The 19,229-nt window shown below is 74.2% G+C and carries 15 protein-coding genes; 3 read left to right on the top strand and 12 right to left on the bottom strand.

Translation table 11 applies throughout. The annotated features are described in order from the left end of the window. Window positions 1-25 precede the first annotated feature (25 nt). From OO62_RS02600 to OO62_RS41660, 7 genes are all read right to left on the bottom strand, one after another. Window positions 26-3,025, bottom strand: coding sequence for a glycoside hydrolase family 2 TIM barrel-domain containing protein (locus OO62_RS02600; RefSeq protein WP_398742062.1), 3,000 nt, complete (start codon window positions 3,023-3,025; stop codon window positions 26-28). Between the two features lie 134 nt (window positions 3,026-3,159). Further along, window positions 3,160-4,323: an LLM class flavin-dependent oxidoreductase gene (locus OO62_RS02595; protein ID WP_033265459.1), complete on the bottom strand. Its 1,164-nt coding sequence runs from the start codon at window positions 4,321-4,323 to the stop codon at window positions 3,160-3,162. 77 nt (window positions 4,324-4,400) lie between these two features. Continuing rightward, window positions 4,401-5,606 (bottom strand): SfnB family sulfur acquisition oxidoreductase, encoded by a 1,206-nt coding sequence (locus OO62_RS02590; RefSeq protein ID WP_033265458.1) that lies wholly within the window; start codon window positions 5,604-5,606, stop codon window positions 4,401-4,403. A 44-nt stretch (window positions 5,607-5,650) separates the two neighbouring features. Next, a complete protein-coding gene (gene ssuE / locus OO62_RS02585; RefSeq protein WP_033265457.1) occupies window positions 5,651-6,205 on the bottom strand; it encodes an NADPH-dependent FMN reductase in 555 nt (184 codons plus the stop codon). Window positions 6,206-6,271: 66 nt separating this feature from the next. After that, a complete protein-coding gene (locus OO62_RS02580; protein WP_033265456.1) occupies window positions 6,272-7,489 on the bottom strand; it encodes an acyl-CoA dehydrogenase family protein in 1,218 nt (405 codons plus the stop codon). 52 nt (window positions 7,490-7,541) lie between these two features. After that, the gene (gene sfnG / locus OO62_RS02575) at window positions 7,542-8,699 is read right to left on the bottom strand and encodes a dimethylsulfone monooxygenase SfnG (protein ID WP_033265455.1); all 1,158 of its coding nucleotides are present in this window, start codon (window positions 8,697-8,699) and stop codon (window positions 7,542-7,544) included. Between the two features lie 128 nt (window positions 8,700-8,827). Next, window positions 8,828-8,911, bottom strand: a complete 84-nt coding sequence (locus OO62_RS41660) for a putative leader peptide (protein ID WP_358245371.1) — start codon at window positions 8,909-8,911, stop codon at window positions 8,828-8,830. A gap of 188 nt (window positions 8,912-9,099) precedes the next feature. Between OO62_RS41660 and OO62_RS02570 the strand changes: the two genes are divergently transcribed. Continuing rightward, window positions 9,100-10,041, top strand: a complete 942-nt coding sequence (locus OO62_RS02570) for a LysR family transcriptional regulator (RefSeq protein WP_051732566.1) — start codon at window positions 9,100-9,102, stop codon at window positions 10,039-10,041. Window positions 10,042-10,110: 69 nt separating this feature from the next. Here OO62_RS02570 and OO62_RS02565 read toward each other — a convergent pair whose 3' ends face one another. Together OO62_RS02565 and OO62_RS02560 are read right to left on the bottom strand one after the other, a co-directional pair. Beyond that, a complete protein-coding gene (locus OO62_RS02565; protein ID WP_051732564.1) occupies window positions 10,111-11,427 on the bottom strand; it encodes an SWF or SNF family helicase in 1,317 nt (438 codons plus the stop codon). Continuing rightward, on the bottom strand, window positions 11,424-14,390 hold the full coding sequence (locus tag OO62_RS02560) for a DEAD/DEAH box helicase (RefSeq protein WP_033265454.1): 2,967 nt from the start codon (window positions 14,388-14,390) through the stop codon (window positions 11,424-11,426). Before OO62_RS02560 ends, OO62_RS02565 begins: the two co-directional genes overlap by 4 nt. 148 nt (window positions 14,391-14,538) lie before the next feature. Here OO62_RS02560 and OO62_RS02555 point away from each other — a divergent pair, with 148 nt between their 5' ends. Continuing rightward, on the top strand, window positions 14,539-14,721 hold the full coding sequence (locus OO62_RS02555; RefSeq protein ID WP_033265453.1) for a hypothetical protein: 183 nt from the start codon (window positions 14,539-14,541) through the stop codon (window positions 14,719-14,721). 189 nt (window positions 14,722-14,910) lie between these two features. On the opposite strand, the gene OO62_RS02550 is transcribed toward OO62_RS02555, so the two are convergent. Continuing rightward, window positions 14,911-15,696, bottom strand: coding sequence for a hypothetical protein (locus OO62_RS02550; protein ID WP_033265452.1), 786 nt, complete (start codon window positions 15,694-15,696; stop codon window positions 14,911-14,913). Window positions 15,697-16,071: 375 nt separating this feature from the next. On the opposite strand from OO62_RS02550, the gene OO62_RS02545 reads away from it, so the two are divergent. Next, complete coding sequence (locus OO62_RS02545) at window positions 16,072-16,968, top strand: oxygenase MpaB family protein (protein ID WP_033265451.1); 897 nt, start codon at window positions 16,072-16,074, stop codon at window positions 16,966-16,968. A 24-nt stretch (window positions 16,969-16,992) separates the two neighbouring features. Here OO62_RS02545 and OO62_RS02540 read toward each other — a convergent pair whose 3' ends face one another. Both OO62_RS02540 and OO62_RS02535 read right to left on the bottom strand, forming a co-directional pair. Continuing rightward, on the bottom strand, window positions 16,993-17,607 hold the full coding sequence (locus OO62_RS02540; protein ID WP_033265450.1) for a class I SAM-dependent methyltransferase: 615 nt from the start codon (window positions 17,605-17,607) through the stop codon (window positions 16,993-16,995). Beyond that, window positions 17,604-19,088 (bottom strand): purine-cytosine permease family protein, encoded by a 1,485-nt coding sequence (locus OO62_RS02535; protein ID WP_051732562.1) that lies wholly within the window; start codon window positions 19,086-19,088, stop codon window positions 17,604-17,606. The genes OO62_RS02540 and OO62_RS02535 overlap by 4 nt, the downstream gene beginning before the upstream one ends. Between the last annotated feature and the right edge of the window lie 141 nt (window positions 19,089-19,229).

Here is a 19,229-nt window from a genome sequence, read left to right as displayed (position 1 = left end):
CCTCACGGGCGGGCGCGGCCGCCGCTCAGCGCAGCGACGAGAACACGAACGAGAACCGTGCCGGCGCCACCTCCAGCCGGTGCTGCGGCAGCACCCCAGGCCCGCACGACTGGCTGCCGATGCCGTGCAGCGCATGGTCGAGGTGCAGCCACAGCTCGTCACCCGCCCGCAGGTCCGTGGTGTGCCGGGCCGCGGTCAGCTCCTCGTCGGTCCACCGGCGCGCGCTGAAGAAGAAGTCCGGGTCGCCCTCGATCCGCAGGCCCGAGCCGTCCGTGCGGGTCAGCTGCGCCCAGCGCACCCCGGGCCGGGCGCCGTTCTCCTGCGGCCGGACGTACGGCGTCTGCAGCGCGTCCACCGGCATCGACCAGCGGCCGATGCGCGCGGCGGCCCGGGTGTCCGGGTAGCCCTCGCCGGGCCCGCCGCCGTACCACTCGGCGAACCCGAGGCTGCCGCTCACCGCCATCCGCACCCCGAGCCGCGGCAGCGGCACCGGCCAGTCGCCCTCCGGGGCGACGCCCAACTCCAGCCGCAGCCAGTCCCGTCGGGCCGTCCAGCGGTAGACCGCGCGCAGCGCCAGCGGGGAGCCGGCCGGGGCGACCCGGGTGCGCACCACCAGGGCGCCCGGCCCGGGTTCGACGGACTCGACGCGGTGCCGCATCCGGTGCAGGCCCAGCCGCCGCCACTCGGTGGCCGGCCGCGGCTCCGGCTGCCAGGGCGCCGCCTCGTCGTTGTCGGTGGGTGCCCGCCAGACGTCCAGCCGGGGCCCGCCGACCTGGACGCCGTCCAGATAGCCGAGCGCCCCCGTGGTGGCGTCGAAGGTCCCCGGCCCGAGGACGACCACATTGCCCTCGCCGCGGCGGGGGGTGGCGGTGGCCACTGGGGGAGCGGGGGCCGGGCGCGGCGCGGCCGTCAGCTGGCCCCAGGCGATCTCGTGTCCCGCGGGCGCCCACGCGGAGTCCTCGGCCAGCAGCGCCCGGACCGTCCAGATCGCCTCGCCCCGACGGACCGCCCCGGCCGGCGCCGGCGGCAGCTGCACCACCGCCGACCCGCCGGGGGCGAGCGCCGGCACCTCCAGCCGGCCGTGCCCGCACACCTCGCCCTCCACCTCGTGCCGCCAGCGGAAGTCCAGGTGCCCGAGGTCGGCGAAGTCGTACAGATTGGTGACCCGGACCGTGCCCGCAGCGCCGTCCGCCTCGCCCTCGATCCGCACCGGCTCGACGACCTTCTTGAACTCGCCGAGCCCCGGCGAGGGCACCCGGTCGGGGAAGACCAGCCCGTCGCAGACGAAGTTCCCGTCGTGCAGCTCCTCGCCGAAGTCGCCGCCGTAGGCGTGGAATACCTCGCCCTCCGCCGTCTGCCGCCGGAGTCCGTGATCGATCCACTCCCACACGAACCCGCCCTGGCAGCGCTCATAGGTCTCGAACAGCCGCTGGTACTCGCCGAGCCCGCCCGGCCCGTTGCCCATCGCGTGCGCGTACTCGCAGAGCACGAACGGGAGCCCGCGCCGCCGGGCGTCCAGCTCCGGGTCGGCCAGCGGCTCCTCGGTGCGCCGGCCGATCCGCTCCACCTCGGCGTGGTCGGCGTACATCCGCGAGTACACATCGGTGTCGGCACAGCTGCGGTCGCCCTCGTAGTGCAGCGGGCGGGACGGGTCGCGCTCCCGGATCCAGGAGGCCATCGCCGACAGCCCGCGCCCGGTGCCGCACTCGTTGCCCAGCGACCACAGGACGATGCAGGGATGGTTCTTGTCCCGCTCGACCATCCGGCGGGCCCGGTCCAGCAGCGCCGGCTCCCAGCGCGGATCATCGACCGGGTTGTCCCGCCAGCCCTGCTGGGCGAAGCCGTGCGTCTCCAGGTCGCACTCGTCGACGACCCACAGCCCCAGCTCGTCGCAGAGGTCGAGGAAGGCCGGGTGCGGCGGATAGTGGCTGGTGCGCACCGCATTGACGTTGTGCCGCTTCATCAGCAGCAGATCGCGGCGCATCGTCTCGGGGCCGACGGTGCGCCCGTACTGCGGATGGAACTCATGGCGGTTGACGCCGCGCAGCAGGATCCGGCGGCCGTTGACCTTCAGCAGTCCGTCCTCGACGCGGACGGTACGGAAGCCGATCCGCAGCGGGACCGTCTCCCCGGCCGTGACCAGCTCCCCGTCGTAGAGGTACGGCTGCTCGGCCGTCCAGGGGCGCACCGGCACCGTCGCGCTCTCCCCGGTGGCCAGATCGAGCCCCAGCTCCGGTACGGTCACCCGCCCGGCCGGCGAGCACTCCACGCGCAGCGTGCCCTCGCCGGTGACGTGGTCGAACCCGGCGTGGACGAAGTGGTCGGCGACCGAGCCCTCCGGGCGGCGGTGCAGCGACACGTTCCGGAAGATCCCCGGCAGCCACCACTGGTCCTGGTCCTCCAGATAGCTGCCCGACGACCACTGGTGCACCCGCACCGCCAGCACATTGCGGCGCGGCCGCAGCAGCGTCCCGACCTCGAACTCGTGCGGCAGCCGGCTGCCCTTGAAGTGCCCCAGCTCCTGCCCGTTGAGCCACACCCGGGCGCACGACTCCACCCCGCCGAAGTGCAGCACCGCCGGCCCCTCGCCCCAGCTGTCGGGCAGGTCGAAGACGTGCCGGTGGTCGCCGGTCGGGTTCTCGTCGGGCACCCTCGGCGGATCGACCGGAAAGGGGTAGGCGGTGTTGGTGTACCAGGGCGTGCCGAAACCCTTGAGCACCCAGGTGCCGGGGACCCGCAGCTCCTGCCAGGTGGCGTCGTCGAAGTCCGGCCGGGCGAACGCGTCGTCCTCGGCGCCGGCGGTCGGCGACAGCCGGAACCGCCAGGTGCCGTGCAACGACAGCCGCGCGGCGTCCGAGGCCGGGTACCAGGCGCGCGGCGGCAGCATCCCGCTGCCCGGCGCGCGGTCCTCGTAGTAGGGAGGCCGGCGGCCCAGGGGGCGCGGCGCGTCCTCCGTCCCGTCGGCGGTCCGTTGCGGCTTCCCGTGCGGCATGGGCTGCGGCGCGTGCGGGGAGTTACCGGTCACTGGTCCTCCTGCTGCGGGCGACTTGCCGGGCGGTGGGGGGATGCCGCTCAGCGAATCACGACCGGAGGCACCGCGCAGCCGGATGGCGCGGATCGGGCCGACCGGGCCGGTTCACGCCCGCCCGGCACCGCCGGTCAGCGGCCCACCCCGGCCGCGAACGGCACCTGCGCCGCGGCCCCGGCCGCACCGTCCGCGGCCCCGGGATGCCCCCACAGCCCGGCGTCCCGCAGCAGCGGCAGCACGCCCTCGCCGAACCAGTACGCCTCCTCGACGTGCGGATGCCCGGAGAGCACGAACTCCTCGATACCCAGCCGGTGATACTCCTTGATCCGCTCCGCCACCTCCGCATGACTGCCCACCAGCGCCGTGCCCGCCCCGCCCCGTACGAGCCCGATGCCGGCCCACAGGTTCGGTGCGATCTCCAGCCCGTCCGTGCGGCCGCCGTGCAGCTCCAGCATCCGGCGCTGCCCCTCCGACTCGCTGCGGGCCAGCCCCTCCTGCACGGCCCGGACCACCTCCGGTGAGAAGCCGTCCAGCAGTCGCTGCGCCTCGGCCCAGGCGGCCTCCGCGGTGTCCCGGGTGATCACGTGCAGCCGGATGCCGAACCGCACCCGGCGCCCTTCCCGGCCGGCCAGCTCCCGGATCCAGGCGATCTTCCGCTCCACCTGTGCCGGCGGCTCACCCCAGGTCAGATACGTGTCCGCGGCGCGGGCGGCGACGTCGCCGGCGGCCGGGGAGGAACCACCGAAGTACACCGGCGGCACCGGATCGGGCAGCCGCGCCAGCCGGGCGCCCGCCACCCGCAGGTGCTCACCGGTGAAGTCCACCGTCTCGCCCGCCCACAACCGCCGCACGATGCCGAGGAACTCCCCGGTCCGGGCGTAGCGCGCGTCCTTGTCCAGGAAGTCCCCGTAGGCGCGCTGCTCATGGCTCTCGCCACCGGTGACGACGTTCAACAGCAGCCGTCCGCCGGAGTGCCGCTGGAACGTGGCGGCCATCTGGGCGGCCAGCGTCGGTGCGACGATGCCCGGCCGGAACGCCACCAGGAACTTCAGGCGTTCGGTCTCGCGGGCCAGCATCGCCGTGGTGAGCCAGGCGTCCTCGCACCAGGCGCCGGTGGGGGTGAGCGCCCCTTCGAAGCCGAGGTCCTCGGCGGCGCGGGCGATCTGGGTCAGATAGCCGAGGGTGGCGGGCCGCTCCCCGCCGGCCGCCCCGGCGGGCAGACCGTGGCCGCCGCCGACGACATGACGGCTGTCGCCGTAGGTGGGCAGGAACCAGTGGAAGGTCAGGGGTGACATGGGAACTCCGGGGAGGACGGGGGACGTTGGGGGACCGGGGCAGGGTTCGCGGGCGGGCAGCCGGACGGGGGCGGCGGTCAGAGCAGCCCGTGCCGGGGCGGCCGGGCCCCGTTGAGGACGTAGCGGCCGATGTGCTGCACCTTCCAGCGGACCGGGTCGTGCAGGGTGTGGGTGCGCGCGTCCCGCCAGTGCCGGTGCAGGTTCAGCCCGTCCAGCGCGGACCGGGTACCGGCCACCTCGAACAGCGCGCTGCCGGTCTCCACCGCGGCCTCCGCGGCCACCACCTTGGCTGCGGCCACCGCGATCGACGCCTCGGCGGCCGAGTCGTCGGTCAGCGACCCGGCGGCCGCGTCCACCGTCCCGGCGGCCGACGCCAGCAGCGCCTCCGAGGCCCGCACCCGCACCGCCAGCTCACCGAACCGCTGGATCAGCAGGGGATCCTCGGCGGCGGAGTCCAGGCCGCTCTCGAACCACGGCCGGCTCCTGGTGCGGACGAAGGCGCCGGCCTCGGCCAGCGCGCCCGCCGCGATCCCGGTGTCGATCGCGGCATGCAGCAACTGGGCGACCGCGCCGTGCAGTTGGGGGCCCTGGAAGGTGAGGTGATGGGGGACGACCCGGTCGGCCGGCACCGTCACCTCCGCCAGGTGCACCGTCCCGCTGGCCGTGGTCCGCTGCCCCATCCCGTCCCAGTCGTCGACGATCCGCACCCCCGGCGCGTCCCGCGGTACGTACGCCACCCACAGCGCCTCGTCCCGCCCGCGCGCCAGTACGGGGATCCAGTCGGCGAACAGCGCGCCGGTCGCATAGTGCTTCACCCCGCTCAGCACGTACGAACCGTCCGGTGCCGGCTCCAGACGCGTGCGGAGGTCCTGCACGTGCCGGGTGCCCGCCTCCGACTGCGCGTTGCCCAGCCGCCGCCCGGCCAGCACCTCACCGAAGAAGAACGCCTGCTGCTCCGCGGTGCCCTGACGGCGCAGCACGTTGACGTACACGAAGTGGCTCTGCGGGATCTGGGACAGGCTGGCGTCCGCGGCAGCCAGCCGCCGGAACACCTCCGCCAGCGTCCCGGTGCTCACCTGCGCGCCCCCATGGGAGCGCGGCACGGTGACGGCCAGCAGGCCGCTCGCCGACAGCCGCGCCAGTTCGCGGTGCGGCAGCCGGCGCGCGGCGTCCCGTTCCGCCGCGCCGGTCCGGAACTCCTCGGCGAGTGCGGCCGCGACCGCCAGCGCCTCGGTGTCGTCGCGGATCACATGAGCGGTGGCGGTCCGCTCGGGAGCATGCACGGTGCTGCCTCCAGGAGGAGTCGAAGGGCGGTCGTCGGGGACGGTCAGCTCGCGACCGACAGCAGCGGGCGGTGCCCCAGCGCGCCGGAGAACTGGTCCAGCACGAGGTCGAGCCCCTCCTGCGCCGCGGGGTCGACCGCGAGCGGGTCGCCCTCCCGTACGGTCAGGTGCCGGTCGAGGACGAACCAGCCCTGGACGATGTGCGCGGCCCCCATGGACTGCAGCACCGGGCGCAGCGCGTAGTCGATCGCCAGGACGTGGGCGGTGCTCCCGCCGGTCGCCAGCGGCAGCACCGTCTTGCCGGTCAGCGCGTACTGCGGCAGCAGATCCAGCAGCGCCTTGAGCAGACCGGAGTAGGCGGCCTTGTAGACCGGGGTGCCGATGACGATGCCGTCGGCGCGGGCGAACAGCTCGGTGGCCTCGACGATCGCCGGGTGGCCGAAGTCGGCCCCCAGCAGCGCCTCGGCGGGCAGCGTACGGACGTCCAGCGGAACCACCCGGTGCCCCTCGTCGGCCAGCCGCGCGTCGAGGTGACGCAGCAGACGGGCGGTGCGGGAGGTCGCGGAGGGGCTGCCGGAGACGGACAGGACGGTGGCCAAGGGGATCACCTCGAAGTGCGGAGCGGAAGGGGGGTACGGCGTGCGGGTGCCGTGGACCGCAGCCGGTCAGGAGTACCAGGTCGGCTCGGGGAGGTCGCCGGTGAGCCGGAACCTGCCGACCTCGCGGCGCTTGTACGCCACCGGGTCGTGCAGGGTGTGCGTACGGACGTTGCGCCAGAAGCGGTCCAGGCCCTCGGCGGCGGCGGTGGACCGGGCCCCGGTCACCTCGAAGATCCGGTTGGTCACCTCCAGCGCCACGTCCGTGGCCCGGGCCTTGACCGCGGCCACCCGAACCTCGAACTCCCCGCGGTCCTGCTCGGTCACCGCGTCCGGGTCCTCGTGCAGCCGCTGCCCTGCCTCGGAGACCCGGTCGGCCAGTGCCTCGGCGGCCCAGAGCTTGGCCGTCAGATCGCCGTAGGTGTCGAGGACGTACGGCTCGTCGACCGCCCGCTCATGGCCGCCGTGCAGCCAGGGACGCGCCTTGGTACGGGTGTAGGCCGCGGCCGTCTCCAGGGCACCGGCGGCGATGCCGAGGTAGAAGTGCGCGAAGACCAGCTGGATGGTGGGCACGTTGAGGGTGTTGTAGACCCGTGGCCGGAATTTCTTGTCCACATAGCCGGCCGCCGCCGCCCACGGCGCCTGTACGCCGTCCAGGGTGACGCTGCCGCTCTCGGTGAGCCGCTGCCCGATGTTGTCCCAGTCGTCGTGGAAGGTCAGACCGTCGCTGTTGGACGGCACGATGGCGAAGACGTGCTGGTCGGTGCCCTCAAGGACCCCCTCCAGCACGGTGACGTCAGAGACCCGGCTCCCGGTGGAGAACGACTTGCGGCCGCTGAAGACCAGGGTCTCGCCCTCGTCGCGCACCACCACGTCCTTGTCGCGCGGATTGACCGCGCCGCCGAAGAACCACCGCTGGCGGGCGGCCTCGGCCTCCACCTGCTCCCACTGCTCGCGGGTGCCGACCAGCCGTGCCGCCCAGTTCCACAGGTAGTGATAGCCCAGCAGTTGGCCGATGGACCCGTCGGCCGCGGCGACCTCCCGGATCACCCGGTACGCGGTCGGCCAGTCCTGGCCGGCGCCGCCGTGCGCGGTGGGCCCGAGCAGCGTGACCAGGCCCGAGTCCTTGAGCAGCTGGACCTCGGCGTACGGGGTGGCGCCCGCGCGGTCCCGGGCGACCGCGTCGGTGGCGAGGACGGCGGCCACCTCGGTGGCACGCCCGATCCAGCCGTCCGGGCCCTCGGGCGCGGAACGGGTGGACCAGACGGACGGTGCGACGGTGCTCATGCGGAACCTCCGTGAGTGTGCGGGGTGTCGGGATGACGGGGCGGGCCGGGCATCAGTGCCGGGCGGCGGCCGGGACCCGGCCGGCCGGCGCCGCCGGGTCCGCCTCGCGGGTCTCCTCCTGCGCCTCCAGCTCGCGCACCAGTGGCAGCACCCGCCGGCCGAAGTACTCGACCTCCTCCAGGTAGTGGAGGAACCCGAGCAGGAACAGATCGACGCCCAGCCGCTTGTAGGCCACGATCCGCTCGGCGATCTGCTCCGGCGTACCGATCAGGCCCGTACGGAAGCCGTCGTTGTACTGGACGAGGTCCTCGAACGAGGAGTCCTGCCACATCCCGGTACCGTCGGCCGTGGACCGGCCGGCCTGCTTGACCGCCGCGCCGAAGCCGTGCACCGCCTCGGTGTCCGCCTTGGCGACGATCTCCCGCAGCACCTCCCGGGCCTCGGCCTCGGTGTCCCGCGCGATCAGGAAGCCGTTGAGCCCGAAGCCGGGAGCGGGCCGGCCGGCGGCCGCGGCCGACGCCCGTACGTCCCGCAGCTGCTCGGTGACGCCGTCGAAGTCCTTGCCGTTGCTGAAGTACCAGTCGGACACCCGGCCGGCCATCGCCCGCGCCGCGGTGGAGTTGCCGCCCTGGAAGATCTCCGGGTGCGGGCGTGCGGCGGTGTTCAGCGGCTTCGGCTTGAGCGAGAAGTCCCGGATCCGGTAGAAATCACCGGCCAGTTCGGCGTGGTCCTCGGTCCAGACGGAGTGCAGCGCGCGGATGAACTCCTCCGCCCGACGGTAGCGCTCGTCGTGCTCCAGCCACGGCTCACCGAGCGCCGTGAACTCGTCCTTGAACCATCCGCTGACGACGTTGACGGCGAACCGGCCGCCGGAGAGCTGATCTGCGGTGGCGCCGAACTTCGCCAGCACCCCCGGGTGCCACAGCCCCGGATGGACGGCCGCGATGACCTTCAGCCGCTCGGTGGCGAGCAGCAGCGCCAGGCTGAAACCCGTCGACTCGTGCTGGAACTCGGCGCCGTAGCTGGCCATGTACCGGACCTGGCTCAGCGCGTATTCGAAGCCGTTGTTCTCGGCCAGCACCGCCAGTTCGCGATTGTAGTCGTAACCCCAGTCGGTGCGCTGCTCGATGGTGCTGGTGACGAGGCCGCCACTGACATTGGGGACCCAGTAGGCGAAACGGGCGGGAGGAGGAGCGGGGGATTCGGACATGAGAACTCCGCGAAAGAGAAAGGCAGGGGAAATCAACGCCGGGCGCACGGTCCGGAAAGAACCGGAAAACGGCGCGCGGTGCTGGGGGGGCGGCGGGGGAGCCCGGCGCGGGCGGCGCTGATCAGCGCTCAGAGCACGCGGCGACACAGGGCACTGGAGACCCTGACGAGGTCGACGTGGCGCCGCCGGGTCAAACCGTGGTGCGGCTTCATAAACACGTCACCTCCCTGCAACATTTCTCCTGGAGCGGGCCGGATGAATTCCGGGAACCGCTGTGGCGAGTTTAGCGAGGAAGACCTGCATTGGTCGATTCGGTATCCACGAGGTGGTGATAGGGTCCCCCTTGCAGTGACCCGCGGGAATTACCGGTAATTCGGCCGGAAGTGAGGGAAGCACCGTCATGCGGATCGAGCAGCTCGCATACATAGAGGCGGTCACCCGGCTCGGCTCGCTGCGCCGCGCCGCCGAGGCGCTGCACCTCTCCCAGCCCGCCCTCAGCGAGACCGTCCGCAACCTCGAACGGGAGTTGGGCGTCGACATCCTCGACCGCAAGCGTTCCGGGGCGAAGATCAGCGACGAGGGCCGCGAACTGCTGCCGCACATCATCGGTGTGCTCGACGCGGTCGACAAGCTGCGCAGCGCGGCCGACCAGCAGCACCACATCAGTCGCACGGTGCGCCTGGGCACGGTCAACGCCGCCACGGTCCCGCTGCTGGTCCCCGCGATCCGCGAGTTCCGCGCCGGCCACCCGGTCACCCAGGTCGAGGTGATCGGCGCCCAGCAGGCCGAGATCCACCGCTCCCTGCTGGAGGGCAGCGTCGACCTGGGGCTGGTGAACTACCTGCGCGGCGACGACCGGCCGCCGGACTTCCACACCACCGAACTCCTGCGCGGCCGGCCGGTGGTGTGCGTCCGCCCGGACAGCCCGCTGGCCGCGCTGCACGAGGTCTCGGTGACCGATCTGCTCACCGAGCCGCTGATCGTGATGCGGGCCGGCTATGTCATGCACCGCTTCGTCCACCGGCTCATCGAGGGCCGCGCGCCGTCCTTCTCGTACTCCACCGACGGCGCCGAGATGGGCAAGCTGATGGTGGCCGAGGGGCTGGGTGCCACGGTGCTGCCCGACTTCAGCATCATCGGCGACCCGCTGGAGCGCAGCGGCACCATCACCCACCGCCCGTTGGCGGGCGACCGCACCGACGTCCTCATGGTGATCCAGCGCCGCCGCTCCGGCTCGGTCCCCAAGGCGGCCCGCGACCTGCACGAGATCTTCGTACGACGGGCGGCCGCGCATACGGTGGGCGGGGAGAGCGGGGACCGGCCGGCTCTCCCCGAGGGCTGACCGGCCGCACCGGGGCGCTCCCGCTGGGGGCCGGCGCAGGAACGCGTCGGTCCGTCCGGTGCCCGGCGCTCACCCCTCCGGGGACAGCGCCGCCAGCGCGCCCGCCGGGTCCTCCGAGGCGGGGCCGGCGGGTGCCCACCGGCCGCCCTCCTTCCGGTACGGCCACCAGCGGCCGTCCCGCCCGTAGCGCAGCTGGGCCTCGCCGCCGGTCACCGTCCAGCGGTTGGCGGAGACCCGCAGCCGCGGCCGGGCCTCGCCGTCGTCCCAGGCGGCCGCGAGCCGGCCGGACGCCCGGGCCAGCGCCGCCGGATCCGGTGTCCACTCCTCCTCCAGAACCGCGAGTCCGGCCGCCCCGCCCAGCTCCCAGGCGCGTACGGCCAGCGCCAGCCCGCGCACATCGCGCCCCGAACCGGCCGCCAGCCGCGCCGAGACGGCCTCCCCGGCGCCGGCCGCCGCCAGCCGCACCGCGTCCTGACCGGGTGTCAGCGCGGGCGGCGGCGGAGCGTCCGGGTGCCACGAAGAGAGCGCGTCCGCGAGCAGCCGCTGAGCGCGCACCGCCGCGTCACGGACCAGGAACTCCAGCGCGGCCACCGCCACGCCCGGAGCGGGCGGTGTGCCCCCTCCGAGCACCGGCGCGGCCCCCGGCACGTCGACGGGCGGCGGAGGCGCCGGCAGCGGCGGCAGGATGTCGCGCGCCGCGTACGCCTCGGCGGCCGGCACCCCCGCGCCGGCCCGCTCCGCCCCCGCCTCCCGGCCGGCCGGGGCCCCGGCCCGCGACGCACTGCGCGCCTGGAGCTCCGCCAGCAGCTCCCGCTCGCCCCGCCCGCGCAACAGCAGCAGCACGAACGGATCCTGGTCCAGCAACCGCGCCACCTGGTAGCACAACGCGGACGAGTGCGCGCAGTGGTCCCAGGCGCCGCAGCCGCACTCGGACTCCATGTCGCCGATTCCCGGCAGCAGTTCGATCCCCGCGGCGGCCGCGTCCTCGGCCAGGACCGGCGGCACGTCCCGGTCCAGCAGCGCCGCGAGATGCCCCGCCCGGTCCGCGACCAGGTCCAGGAAGCGGTCCCACTGCGCCCCGGTCAACTGCGGCAGCAGCACATCGGTGCGGTGCCGCGAGTGGTCGCGGTCCCGGACCACCGCGGTGATCCGGCCCGGCCGCACGGACACCGCGCCGACCGCCCCGGCCCGCGCGTGCCGCCGCCCCAGCTTCAGCTGCGCGCCGTCCAGTGCCGAGTCCTCCAGCGCCTTGAGCCATGCCCGCCCCCACCAGGTTTCCGCGAAGCCGCGGCCACCGGCCGGCGGCAGCGCGGCGAACGTCCGCTCGGCCTCCGGGGGGTACGCGTCGTCGTGGTGTCCGGTTATCCGGTCGTGGTCTCCGGTCATCGCTCGCTCCCTCGCAGTGCGACCAGGTCCGCCAGCTCGGCGTCGGTGAGTTCGGTCAGCGCGGCCTCGCCCGAGCCCAGCACCGCGTCGGCCAGCCGCTGCTTACGGGAGAGCATGTCGGCGATCCGGTCCTCGACCGTGCCCTCCGTGATGATCCGGTGGACCTGCACCGGCTGGGTCTGCCCGATGCGGTACGCGCGGTCGGTGGCCTGCGCCTCGACGGCCGGGTTCCACCAGCGGTCGAAGTGCACGACGTGCGAGGCCCGGGTGAGATTCAGCCCCGTCCCGGCCGCCTTCAACGACAGCAGGAACACCGGGGCGGCGCCCTGTTGGAAACGGCGCACCATCTCCTCGCGCCGGGCCACTGGTGTCCCGCCGTGGAGGAACTGCGTGGCGACCCCGCGTGCCGTCAGATGCGCCTCCAGCAGCCGCGCCATCTGTACGTACTGCGTGAAGACCAGCGTGCTCGCGCCCTCCGCGAGGACGGTTTCCAGCAGCTCGTCGAGCAGTTCGACCTTCCCCGAGCGGCCGGGGATGTGCGGGTCCTGCTCCTTCAGATACTGCGCGGGGTGGTTGCAGATCTGTTTGAGGGAGGTGAGCAGCTTGACCACCAGACCGCGCCGCGCGAACCCGTCCGTCCCGGCGATCTCCCGCAGCCCCTCGCGCACCACCGCCTCGTACAGCCCGGCCTGCTCCACGGTGAGCGCCACCGCCCGGTCGGTCTCCGTCTTGGGTGGCAGTTCCGGCGCGATCCCCGGATCGGACTTGCGGCGGCGCAACAGGAACGGCCGCACCAGCCGGGCCAGCCGCTCGGCCGCCGCGACCGCCTCCGGCGTCCCCGTGCCGCCCTCGACGGCCCGCGCGTAGCGGGTACGGAACCGGCCCAGCGGCCCCAGCAATCCGGGCGTCGTCCAGTCCAGGATCGCCCACAGCTCGGACAGGTTGTTCTCCACCGGGGTGCCGGTCAGCGCCACCCGTGCCCTGGCCGGCAGGGTGCGCAACGCCCTGGCCGTCGCCGAGAACGGATTCTTGACGTGCTGCGCCTCGTCCGCGACGACCAGCCCCCAGTCCACCTCCGCCAGCTTTCCGGCGTCCAGCCGCATCGTCCCGTAAGTGGTGAGGACGAACGCGCCGTCGCCCAGCTCCGCCAGGCTGCGCCGCCCGGAGTGGAAGCGGCGGACCGGCGTGCCCGGCGCGAACTTCTCGATCTCCCGCTGCCAGTTGCCCATGAGGGAGGTGGGACAGACGACGAGGGTGGGGCCGGCGGCCCCGGCAACGCCCTGCCGGTGCAGATGCAGGGAGATCAGCGTGATCGTCTTGCCCAGCCCCATGTCGTCGGCGAGCGTGGCGCCGAGCCCCAGCGAGGTCATCCGGTGCAGCCAGCCCAGACCGCGCAGTTGGTAGTCGCGCAGGGTCGCGGTGAGCGCCGCCGGCTGCCGCACGGACTCGCCGCCCTCGGGGTCGGCGAGCAGGTCGCGCAGCCGGGCCGGCCAGCCGGTGGCCTCCACCGTGACCCGGCCGCCGTCCGCGTCCTCGGCGCTCCCGGTGAGCGCGGCGCCCAGCGCGTCGAGCGGCGTGATCTTGCGGTCCTCGCGCGCCCGGGCGGCCCGCACCGCCTCGGGGTCGATCAGCACCCACTCGCCGTGCAGCCGCACCAGCGGCCGTCCGGCCTCGGCCAGCCGGTCCAGCTCCGCCTTGTCGATCTCCTGGTCGCCCACCGCGAACCGCCAGCTGAACGAGAGCAGCGCGTCGGCGGACAAGAGCGACGGCAGCCCCGACTCCGGGCCGTCGGCGGCACCGTCGTCCGGCGGCCCCACCACCGCCCGGCTGGTCAGCCCGCGCACCAGCGCCTTCGGCCAGTGGACCGGCACCCCCGCGGCGGCCAGCGCACGGCCCGCCGGACCCAGCAGCTCGGCGACCTCCTCGTCGGCGAGCTCCAGCGCGTCGGGCACCGCGGCGGACAGCAGCGGGGCGAGCGGCGCCCAGGCATCGGCCGCCCGGCGCAACGTGAGCAGGGTGTCCCGGCGCGCCCGCGGCCCGAATGCCTGCCCCGCCGGTGAGGTACCGGCCCACACCTCGGCGGCATCCGCGACCAGGGTCGGGTCGGTGAGGCCGTGCACCTGGAGGACCGCGGTGAAGGCGTGCGGAGCGTCGTCCTCCGCGCCCGGCCACGCGTCGCCGCCAACGGGCCCCCGCGGCCCCCGCACCGCCGCGTCGTGCCCCGCCGCACCGTGCGCCTGCACCTTGCGCGCCTCGATCCGCAGCGAGATCCGTACGCCCTCGTCGTGGCCCGCGGCCACCTCCGCGGCCCAGGCCCGCTGTTCGGGGATGTGCTGTGCCGCCGCGGCCGCGAACGCCGGTGCGCCGGTGGCCAGCGCCGCGGCGGGGGAGCGCGGCAGTCCGTCCGCCACCGCGTCCAGGAAGGCCCGCACCTGCCGTTCGGGATCCGGCAGTTCCACCGGGTCGCTGCCCGGGAGCGGGGCGGCGTGCGCGTACGGCGGCATCGCGGCGGCGAGGTCACGCAGCCGCCCGACATCCGCCGGATCGAACGGCCCGGCCCGCCAGGCGTCGTATCCGTCGGGGCTCACTCCGGGCAGCAGCCGGCCCCGCGCCGCCAACTGGAGCGCCAGTACGCACGCGGCCCCCCAGAAGGCCGCCGCCGGATGGGTGCCCCGGGCGGTCCGTGCACGGGTCAGCACGGGCACCGCGTCGGCGACGGGCACCACGAGGGCCGGGATCTCGCACACCGTGACCCCGCCGTCGGCGTCCGGCAGGGCGATGTCCAGCCGTTCAGCCGCCCCCACGCCGGCCCAGGCGTCCCCCGAGGATTCCTCCGGGGGCTCACCATCCGGGCGCCAGAAGGCGACCCGCCCGGTGCGGGGCGGGTCCGACGGCAGGAAAACCGCTGCGCAGCGCGACAGCGCCGACAGCTGAGCGGGGGTGACCGCGGGACGGGAGGGCACGGGCGCCAGAACTCCTCAAGTTTGACTACTGGTGTCTGGAGCGCCCGAGGGTACCGGACGGTGCGGCGCCGGAGGGAACCTGTGACGGGAAATCGGCGTTCAATGGGGTACACAGAGCGCGGCCCGGGCCGCGGAAGGGACGTGAGGGATGTCCACACAGGCGAAGGTCGCGATCGGCGGCGTCGCGGTGGGAGTGCTCCTGCTGTGGCTGCTGCCCTTCTGGGCGGCCGTACTGGTCATGGTCGGAGTCCCGGCGGTCGCGTATCTGACCCTGGACTCCTCCCAGCGGCGCCGGCTGCGCCGGGTCAGCCGCAAACAGATCGGCCGCTGAGAGCGGGCCGCCCCGGGCCCGCGCCACCCCGGAGCCGTGCCGGGGCCGGGCCGGGACCGCGGGCGAACGCCGGCCGACCGGATGAGCCGCCGCACGGCCGGGCGGGCGGCCGCCTCGCCGGGAGACCTGCCCCGGGCGCTGTCAGGCCGGCTCGGTCCCGTGTCCGCCAGGCGGCCGGCCGGGCCGCCGTCAGACCGGCCGGGCCGCCAACTCGTCGAGCGATGACAGCAGTCCGGGAAGTTCCGGCCCCCTGCCCACCGGGTGCACCTCGCCCGGTTCCTCGTCCAGCAGCACGAACGCGATGTCGTCGGTGCGGGCGACCATGCTCCAGCCGGGCCCGTCGACCCGCAGCGTGCGCGCCTCACCGGCCGCGAACGACGACCGCACCCGGCCCGGGGGTGGCGGCTGGGCGACATAGCCACGGGCCTCCTTCAGCACCCGCCGCACCCCCTCGTGCGCGTCGTCCCCGGGCTCCGCGAAGGTGACGTCCTCGTCCGCCACCTGATCCCGCCAGGCCGCCCACTGCAGCGCGATCTCGTCGGCGCCGAGCCGTCGTTGGGCCGGCCCCCACTCGGCGGCGTCCGGGGGTGCCAGCGGCGCCGGATCGCCCTCCTGGGGCTCCGGATCGTGCGGCTGCGGCACGCCCGGCGCGGCGACGGCGAGGGCGAGCGGCCACCCCGGGAGCGCCGCGGCGATGCTGTCCGCACCGGGGGAGAGGTCGTACTCCATCCCGCAGTCCCAGGCCGCGATGGCGCAGGCCACCAGCGACACGTCCTCCGTCACCACCGTCCAGCGCGCGCCGGAGCCGTCCTGGCCGAGGACCAGCCCGTACCCCTCCGCGTACGGTGCCAGGCCCAGGCCCGCGCACACCTCGGGGTAGTCGTCGCCGAGCACGCTCGGGAACTGCGCCGGTGTCAGCAGCACTGCCGTCAGCACGAACAACTGGTCGTTGTCGGCGCTCTCGGTCGCGGGCACGCGGACCTCCCCATCCAGTTCATTGCGGAGTACGTCGGCGCACCTTAATTGCCTCGGTGCGGCCTTGTCACCAGCCCTACGCTGCACTTATGCGTTCCTACAGCTGGGCCGGGCGGCCCACGCACCGGTCGCCGGGCCGCCCGCGCCGCCGCAAGCGGCCGGCCCGCGCACGTCAGGCCGCGCGGTCCCGGTGAGGCGCGGCACGCCCCGTTCGGCGCACCCACCGGCCGGGGCGCCGGGCAGCCGCCCGACGCATCCGCTCCCACCGGCGGTTTCCGGCCACCCGTCGCCCGGTCTGGCGCCCGTCGTCATCCTTCAACTGCCGCCCACCGCCCTAACATTGCCCCTGTCGGCGACCGAAGGGACAGGTGTCAGGTGCGGCGCTACGACTGGCTGAAGGAGATCCGGCGGCTCGATCCCGAGCGCGACTTCCTGACGATCTACCGCATCATCGCGACCCACGAATTCCCCTGGGACATCACCAGGGCCCTGGAGCTCGCGCTCTACCGCACATACGCCGTGCCCAGTATCGGCCGCCTGCTCGCCAAGACGGCCGAGCTGACGGACCGCACCCAGAAGCGCTACGACGACACCGCCCTCCTGCTGGACGCCGTCCTGGAGCACGGCTTCGACGGCGAGGACGGCCGCACGGCGATCCGCCGCATCAACCAGATGCACCGCAGCTACGACATCTCCGACGAGGACATGCGCTACGTCCTGTGCACCTTCGTGGTGGTGCCCAAGCGCTGGCTCGACGCGTACGGCTGGCGCCCGCTGAGCGCACACGAACGGGCCGCCGTCGCCGCGTACTACCGCACCCTCGGCCGCCACATGGGTATCACCGAACTCCCGCAGACCTACGAGGACTTCGAACGCTGCCTCGACTCCTACGAGGAGGCGCACTTCGGCTGGGACGAGGACGCCCGGCGGGTGTCGGACGCCACCTTGGACCTGATGGCCGGCTGGTACGGACCGCTCGCCCCGGTGGTGCGCGGTGCGAGCATGGCCCTCCTGGACGACACGCTGCTGGCCGCCTTCCGCTACGACCGGCCCCGGCCCGCGGTCCGCAAGGCGGTACGGGGCGCACTGAAGCTGCGCGCCAGGGCCGTACGGCTGCTGCCGCCCCGCCGCACCCCGCACTACGCCCGCCAGAACCCGGAGATCAAGGGCTACCCGAACGGCTTCCGGGTCGCCGAACTGGGCACCTTCCCGGCCGCCCGCCGCACCGGCGGCTGCCCGGTCCCGCACAAGGAGGACCCGGCGGCGTCCTGACCCACGGGCCCGCAGGGTCCGGCGTCACCCCCGGCGGACCGCCAGCGCCAGATAGCGGTCGTCCTTGTCCTCGTAACGGAGCAGCTCCCAGCCGCTGTCGGCCAGGAGGGGCCGCAGGTTCGGCTCCGCCCGGACGTCGTCGGGGGTGAGCTGACGGCCCTTGCGCGCGGCGAGGGCCGCCCGTCCGAGGGGATGGAAGAGTGCGAGCCGGCCACCGGGGCGCACGACCCTGGCCAGCTCGGCCAGGCCGCCCGTGGGGGCCGCCAGATGGGACAGGAGCCCCGCGGCGAACACCGCGTCCAGCGCGGCACCGGGCAGCGGCAGCCGGGTCACGTCGGCCAGCAGCAGCGCCGCGTGGGTGCCCCGCCCGGCGCGCACGGCGGCCTGCAGCATCTCGGGCGTGAGATCGGCGCCCAGCACCGTCCCCCGCGTCCCCACCGCCCCGCGCAGCGCCGGCAGCGCGCGTCCCGTACCGCAGCCCGCGTCCAGCACCCGGTCGCCGTCCTGGAGGCCCAGTTCGGCGACGCCGGCGGCATAGGCGGGGCCGTCGTCGGGGAACTTGGCGTCCCAGTCGGCGGCGCGCACGGCGAAGAACTCCCGGACCTCGTGCGGCCGGTGTGCGTCGTGGTGGTCGGTCATCGGACTCCTCCTGGGGTGGCGCGGTCGGCGAGGGCGGCGGTGCAGGCGTACAGGGCGCCCGCGACGGCCAGGGCCACCACGACGCCGAGGTTCATGGCGCCCAGCGTGCCCCGGGCGGCGCTGTCGGTGAGCAGGAAACCCACCGCCTTGGCGATGTTGGGGTCGGCCGAGGTGATCAGGCCCAGTCCGACGGCGGTGCCGGCGACGAGCGAGAGCACGGCCGGCCACCCGACGGCCCGCGCGGTCCGCAGGGCGAAGCCGGTGTGCCGCCGGCGCCACTGCTCCACCAGGAACACCGCCGTCCAGGCGGCCATCGCCACCCCGATGACGGACAGGAACGCCTGGAAGGTGGCGAAGAAGCTGGGCGAGACGAACAGCACGTACCAGCCGCCGAACGCCATCAGCACCCCGTCCACCAGCACCGCGAGGTGCCGGCGGAGCGGAATGCCGAGGGCCAGCATCGACATGCCCGAGCTGTAGATGTCCATGATCGCCCCGGAGGCGAAGCCCCCGATGGCGGTGAGGAGATACGGCACCAGGAACCAGGTCGGCAGCTGTGCCGCCAGTGCCCCCACCGGGTCGGCGGCCGCGGCCGCGGCGAGCTTCGGGTCCCCGGCGTTCAACAGCACCCCGAAGACCAGCAGGACCAGCGGGGGCAGCACCCCGCCGAGCGTGGTCCAGCCCGTGACCGCCCGGCCACTGCTGGTACGCGGCAGGTAACGGCTGTAGTCGGCGGCGCAGTTGACCCAGCCCAGCCCCAGCAGCGTCATCGCGAAGACCACCCCGCCGACGGACCTGCCGAGGTCTGCGGGGCCGCCGTCCCCCAGGGCGGACCAGTCGAGACGGTCGGCCATCAGCACCATGTACACGACGGTCAGTGCGGTGATCGCCGCGGTCAGGTACTTCTGCACCCGCATGATCAGCGCATGGCCGTAGATCCCCACGACCACCACGACGACGGCGGTCACCACGAAGCACAGGGCCTGCGCCCCCGTGGTCGGCGTCCGCCCGTCGGGCCGGGCGAAGAGGCCGGGCGCCACCCGCGCCAGCACCGCGGCCCCGCCCAGGGAGGAGAGCGCGACCAGCACGGTCTCCCAGCCGACATTGGAGACGTAACTGAACAACGTGGGCAGCTTGTTGCCCTGCAGGCCGAACGACGCCCGGCCGATGACCATCGTCGGCGCGCCCGTACGCACCCCGGCCACCGACACCAGCCCCACCAGGACGAACGAGAGGACATAGCCGAGGGTTCCCGTGACGATCGCCGGCCAGGGGCTGAGCCCCAGCCCCATCAGGTAGATCCCGTAGGCGACGCTCAGCAGCGACAGCCCGGAGGCCGCCCAGGGCCAGAACAGGGACCTGGGGGTGCCGTGCCGCTCGGACTCCGGCACCGCGTTGATGCCGTTGCGCTCCACGGTGCCCGCCGAGGTGTTCGCCCCGGCCGTCGGCCCGTGCCGCTCCCGCGCCTGCTGCTGCGTCATGCGCACATGATCCCGCACCGATCCCGGACGTGGGGAACACCCGTACGGGTGGCCAATTATCACGAACGGCGTGCTCGGTGAAGCACTTGATCGGAACCCCTAGCGGCTTTGGTAATTCCGGGGAAATCCCGATGATCGGGC

Origin of the sequence: Streptomyces lydicus, assembly GCF_000717345.1 — a bacterium.
GTDB lineage: Bacteria > Actinomycetota > Actinomycetes > Streptomycetales > Streptomycetaceae > Streptomyces > Streptomyces lydicus.
Note: the sequence above shows the minus strand (reverse complement) of the source record. Positions and strands in the feature narration are given on the sequence as shown.

Excerpts from the sequence above, each read along its gene's own strand:
- sfnG (WP_033265455.1), bottom strand. The coding sequence starts at position 8,699 with ATGTCCGAATCCCCCGCTCCTCCTCCCGCCCGTTTCGCCTACTGGGTC.
- OO62_RS02595 (WP_033265459.1), bottom strand. The coding sequence starts at position 4,323 with ATGTCACCCCTGACCTTCCACTGGTTCCTGCCCACCTACGGCGACAGC.
- OO62_RS02580 (WP_033265456.1), bottom strand. The coding sequence starts at position 7,489 with ATGAGCACCGTCGCACCGTCCGTCTGGTCCACCCGTTCCGCGCCCGAG.
- OO62_RS02535 (WP_051732562.1), bottom strand. The coding sequence starts at position 19,088 with ATGACGCAGCAGCAGGCGCGGGAGCGGCACGGGCCGACGGCCGGGGCG.
- OO62_RS02565 (WP_051732564.1), bottom strand. The coding sequence starts at position 11,427 with ATGACCGGAGACCACGACCGGATAACCGGACACCACGACGACGCGTAC.
- OO62_RS02570 (WP_051732566.1), top strand. The coding sequence starts at position 9,100 with ATGCGGATCGAGCAGCTCGCATACATAGAGGCGGTCACCCGGCTCGGC.
- OO62_RS02540 (WP_033265450.1), bottom strand. The coding sequence starts at position 17,607 with ATGACCGACCACCACGACGCACACCGGCCGCACGAGGTCCGGGAGTTC.
- OO62_RS02555 (WP_033265453.1), top strand. The coding sequence starts at position 14,539 with ATGTCCACACAGGCGAAGGTCGCGATCGGCGGCGTCGCGGTGGGAGTG.
- OO62_RS41660 (WP_358245371.1), bottom strand. The coding sequence starts at position 8,911 with ATGAAGCCGCACCACGGTTTGACCCGGCGGCGCCACGTCGACCTCGTC.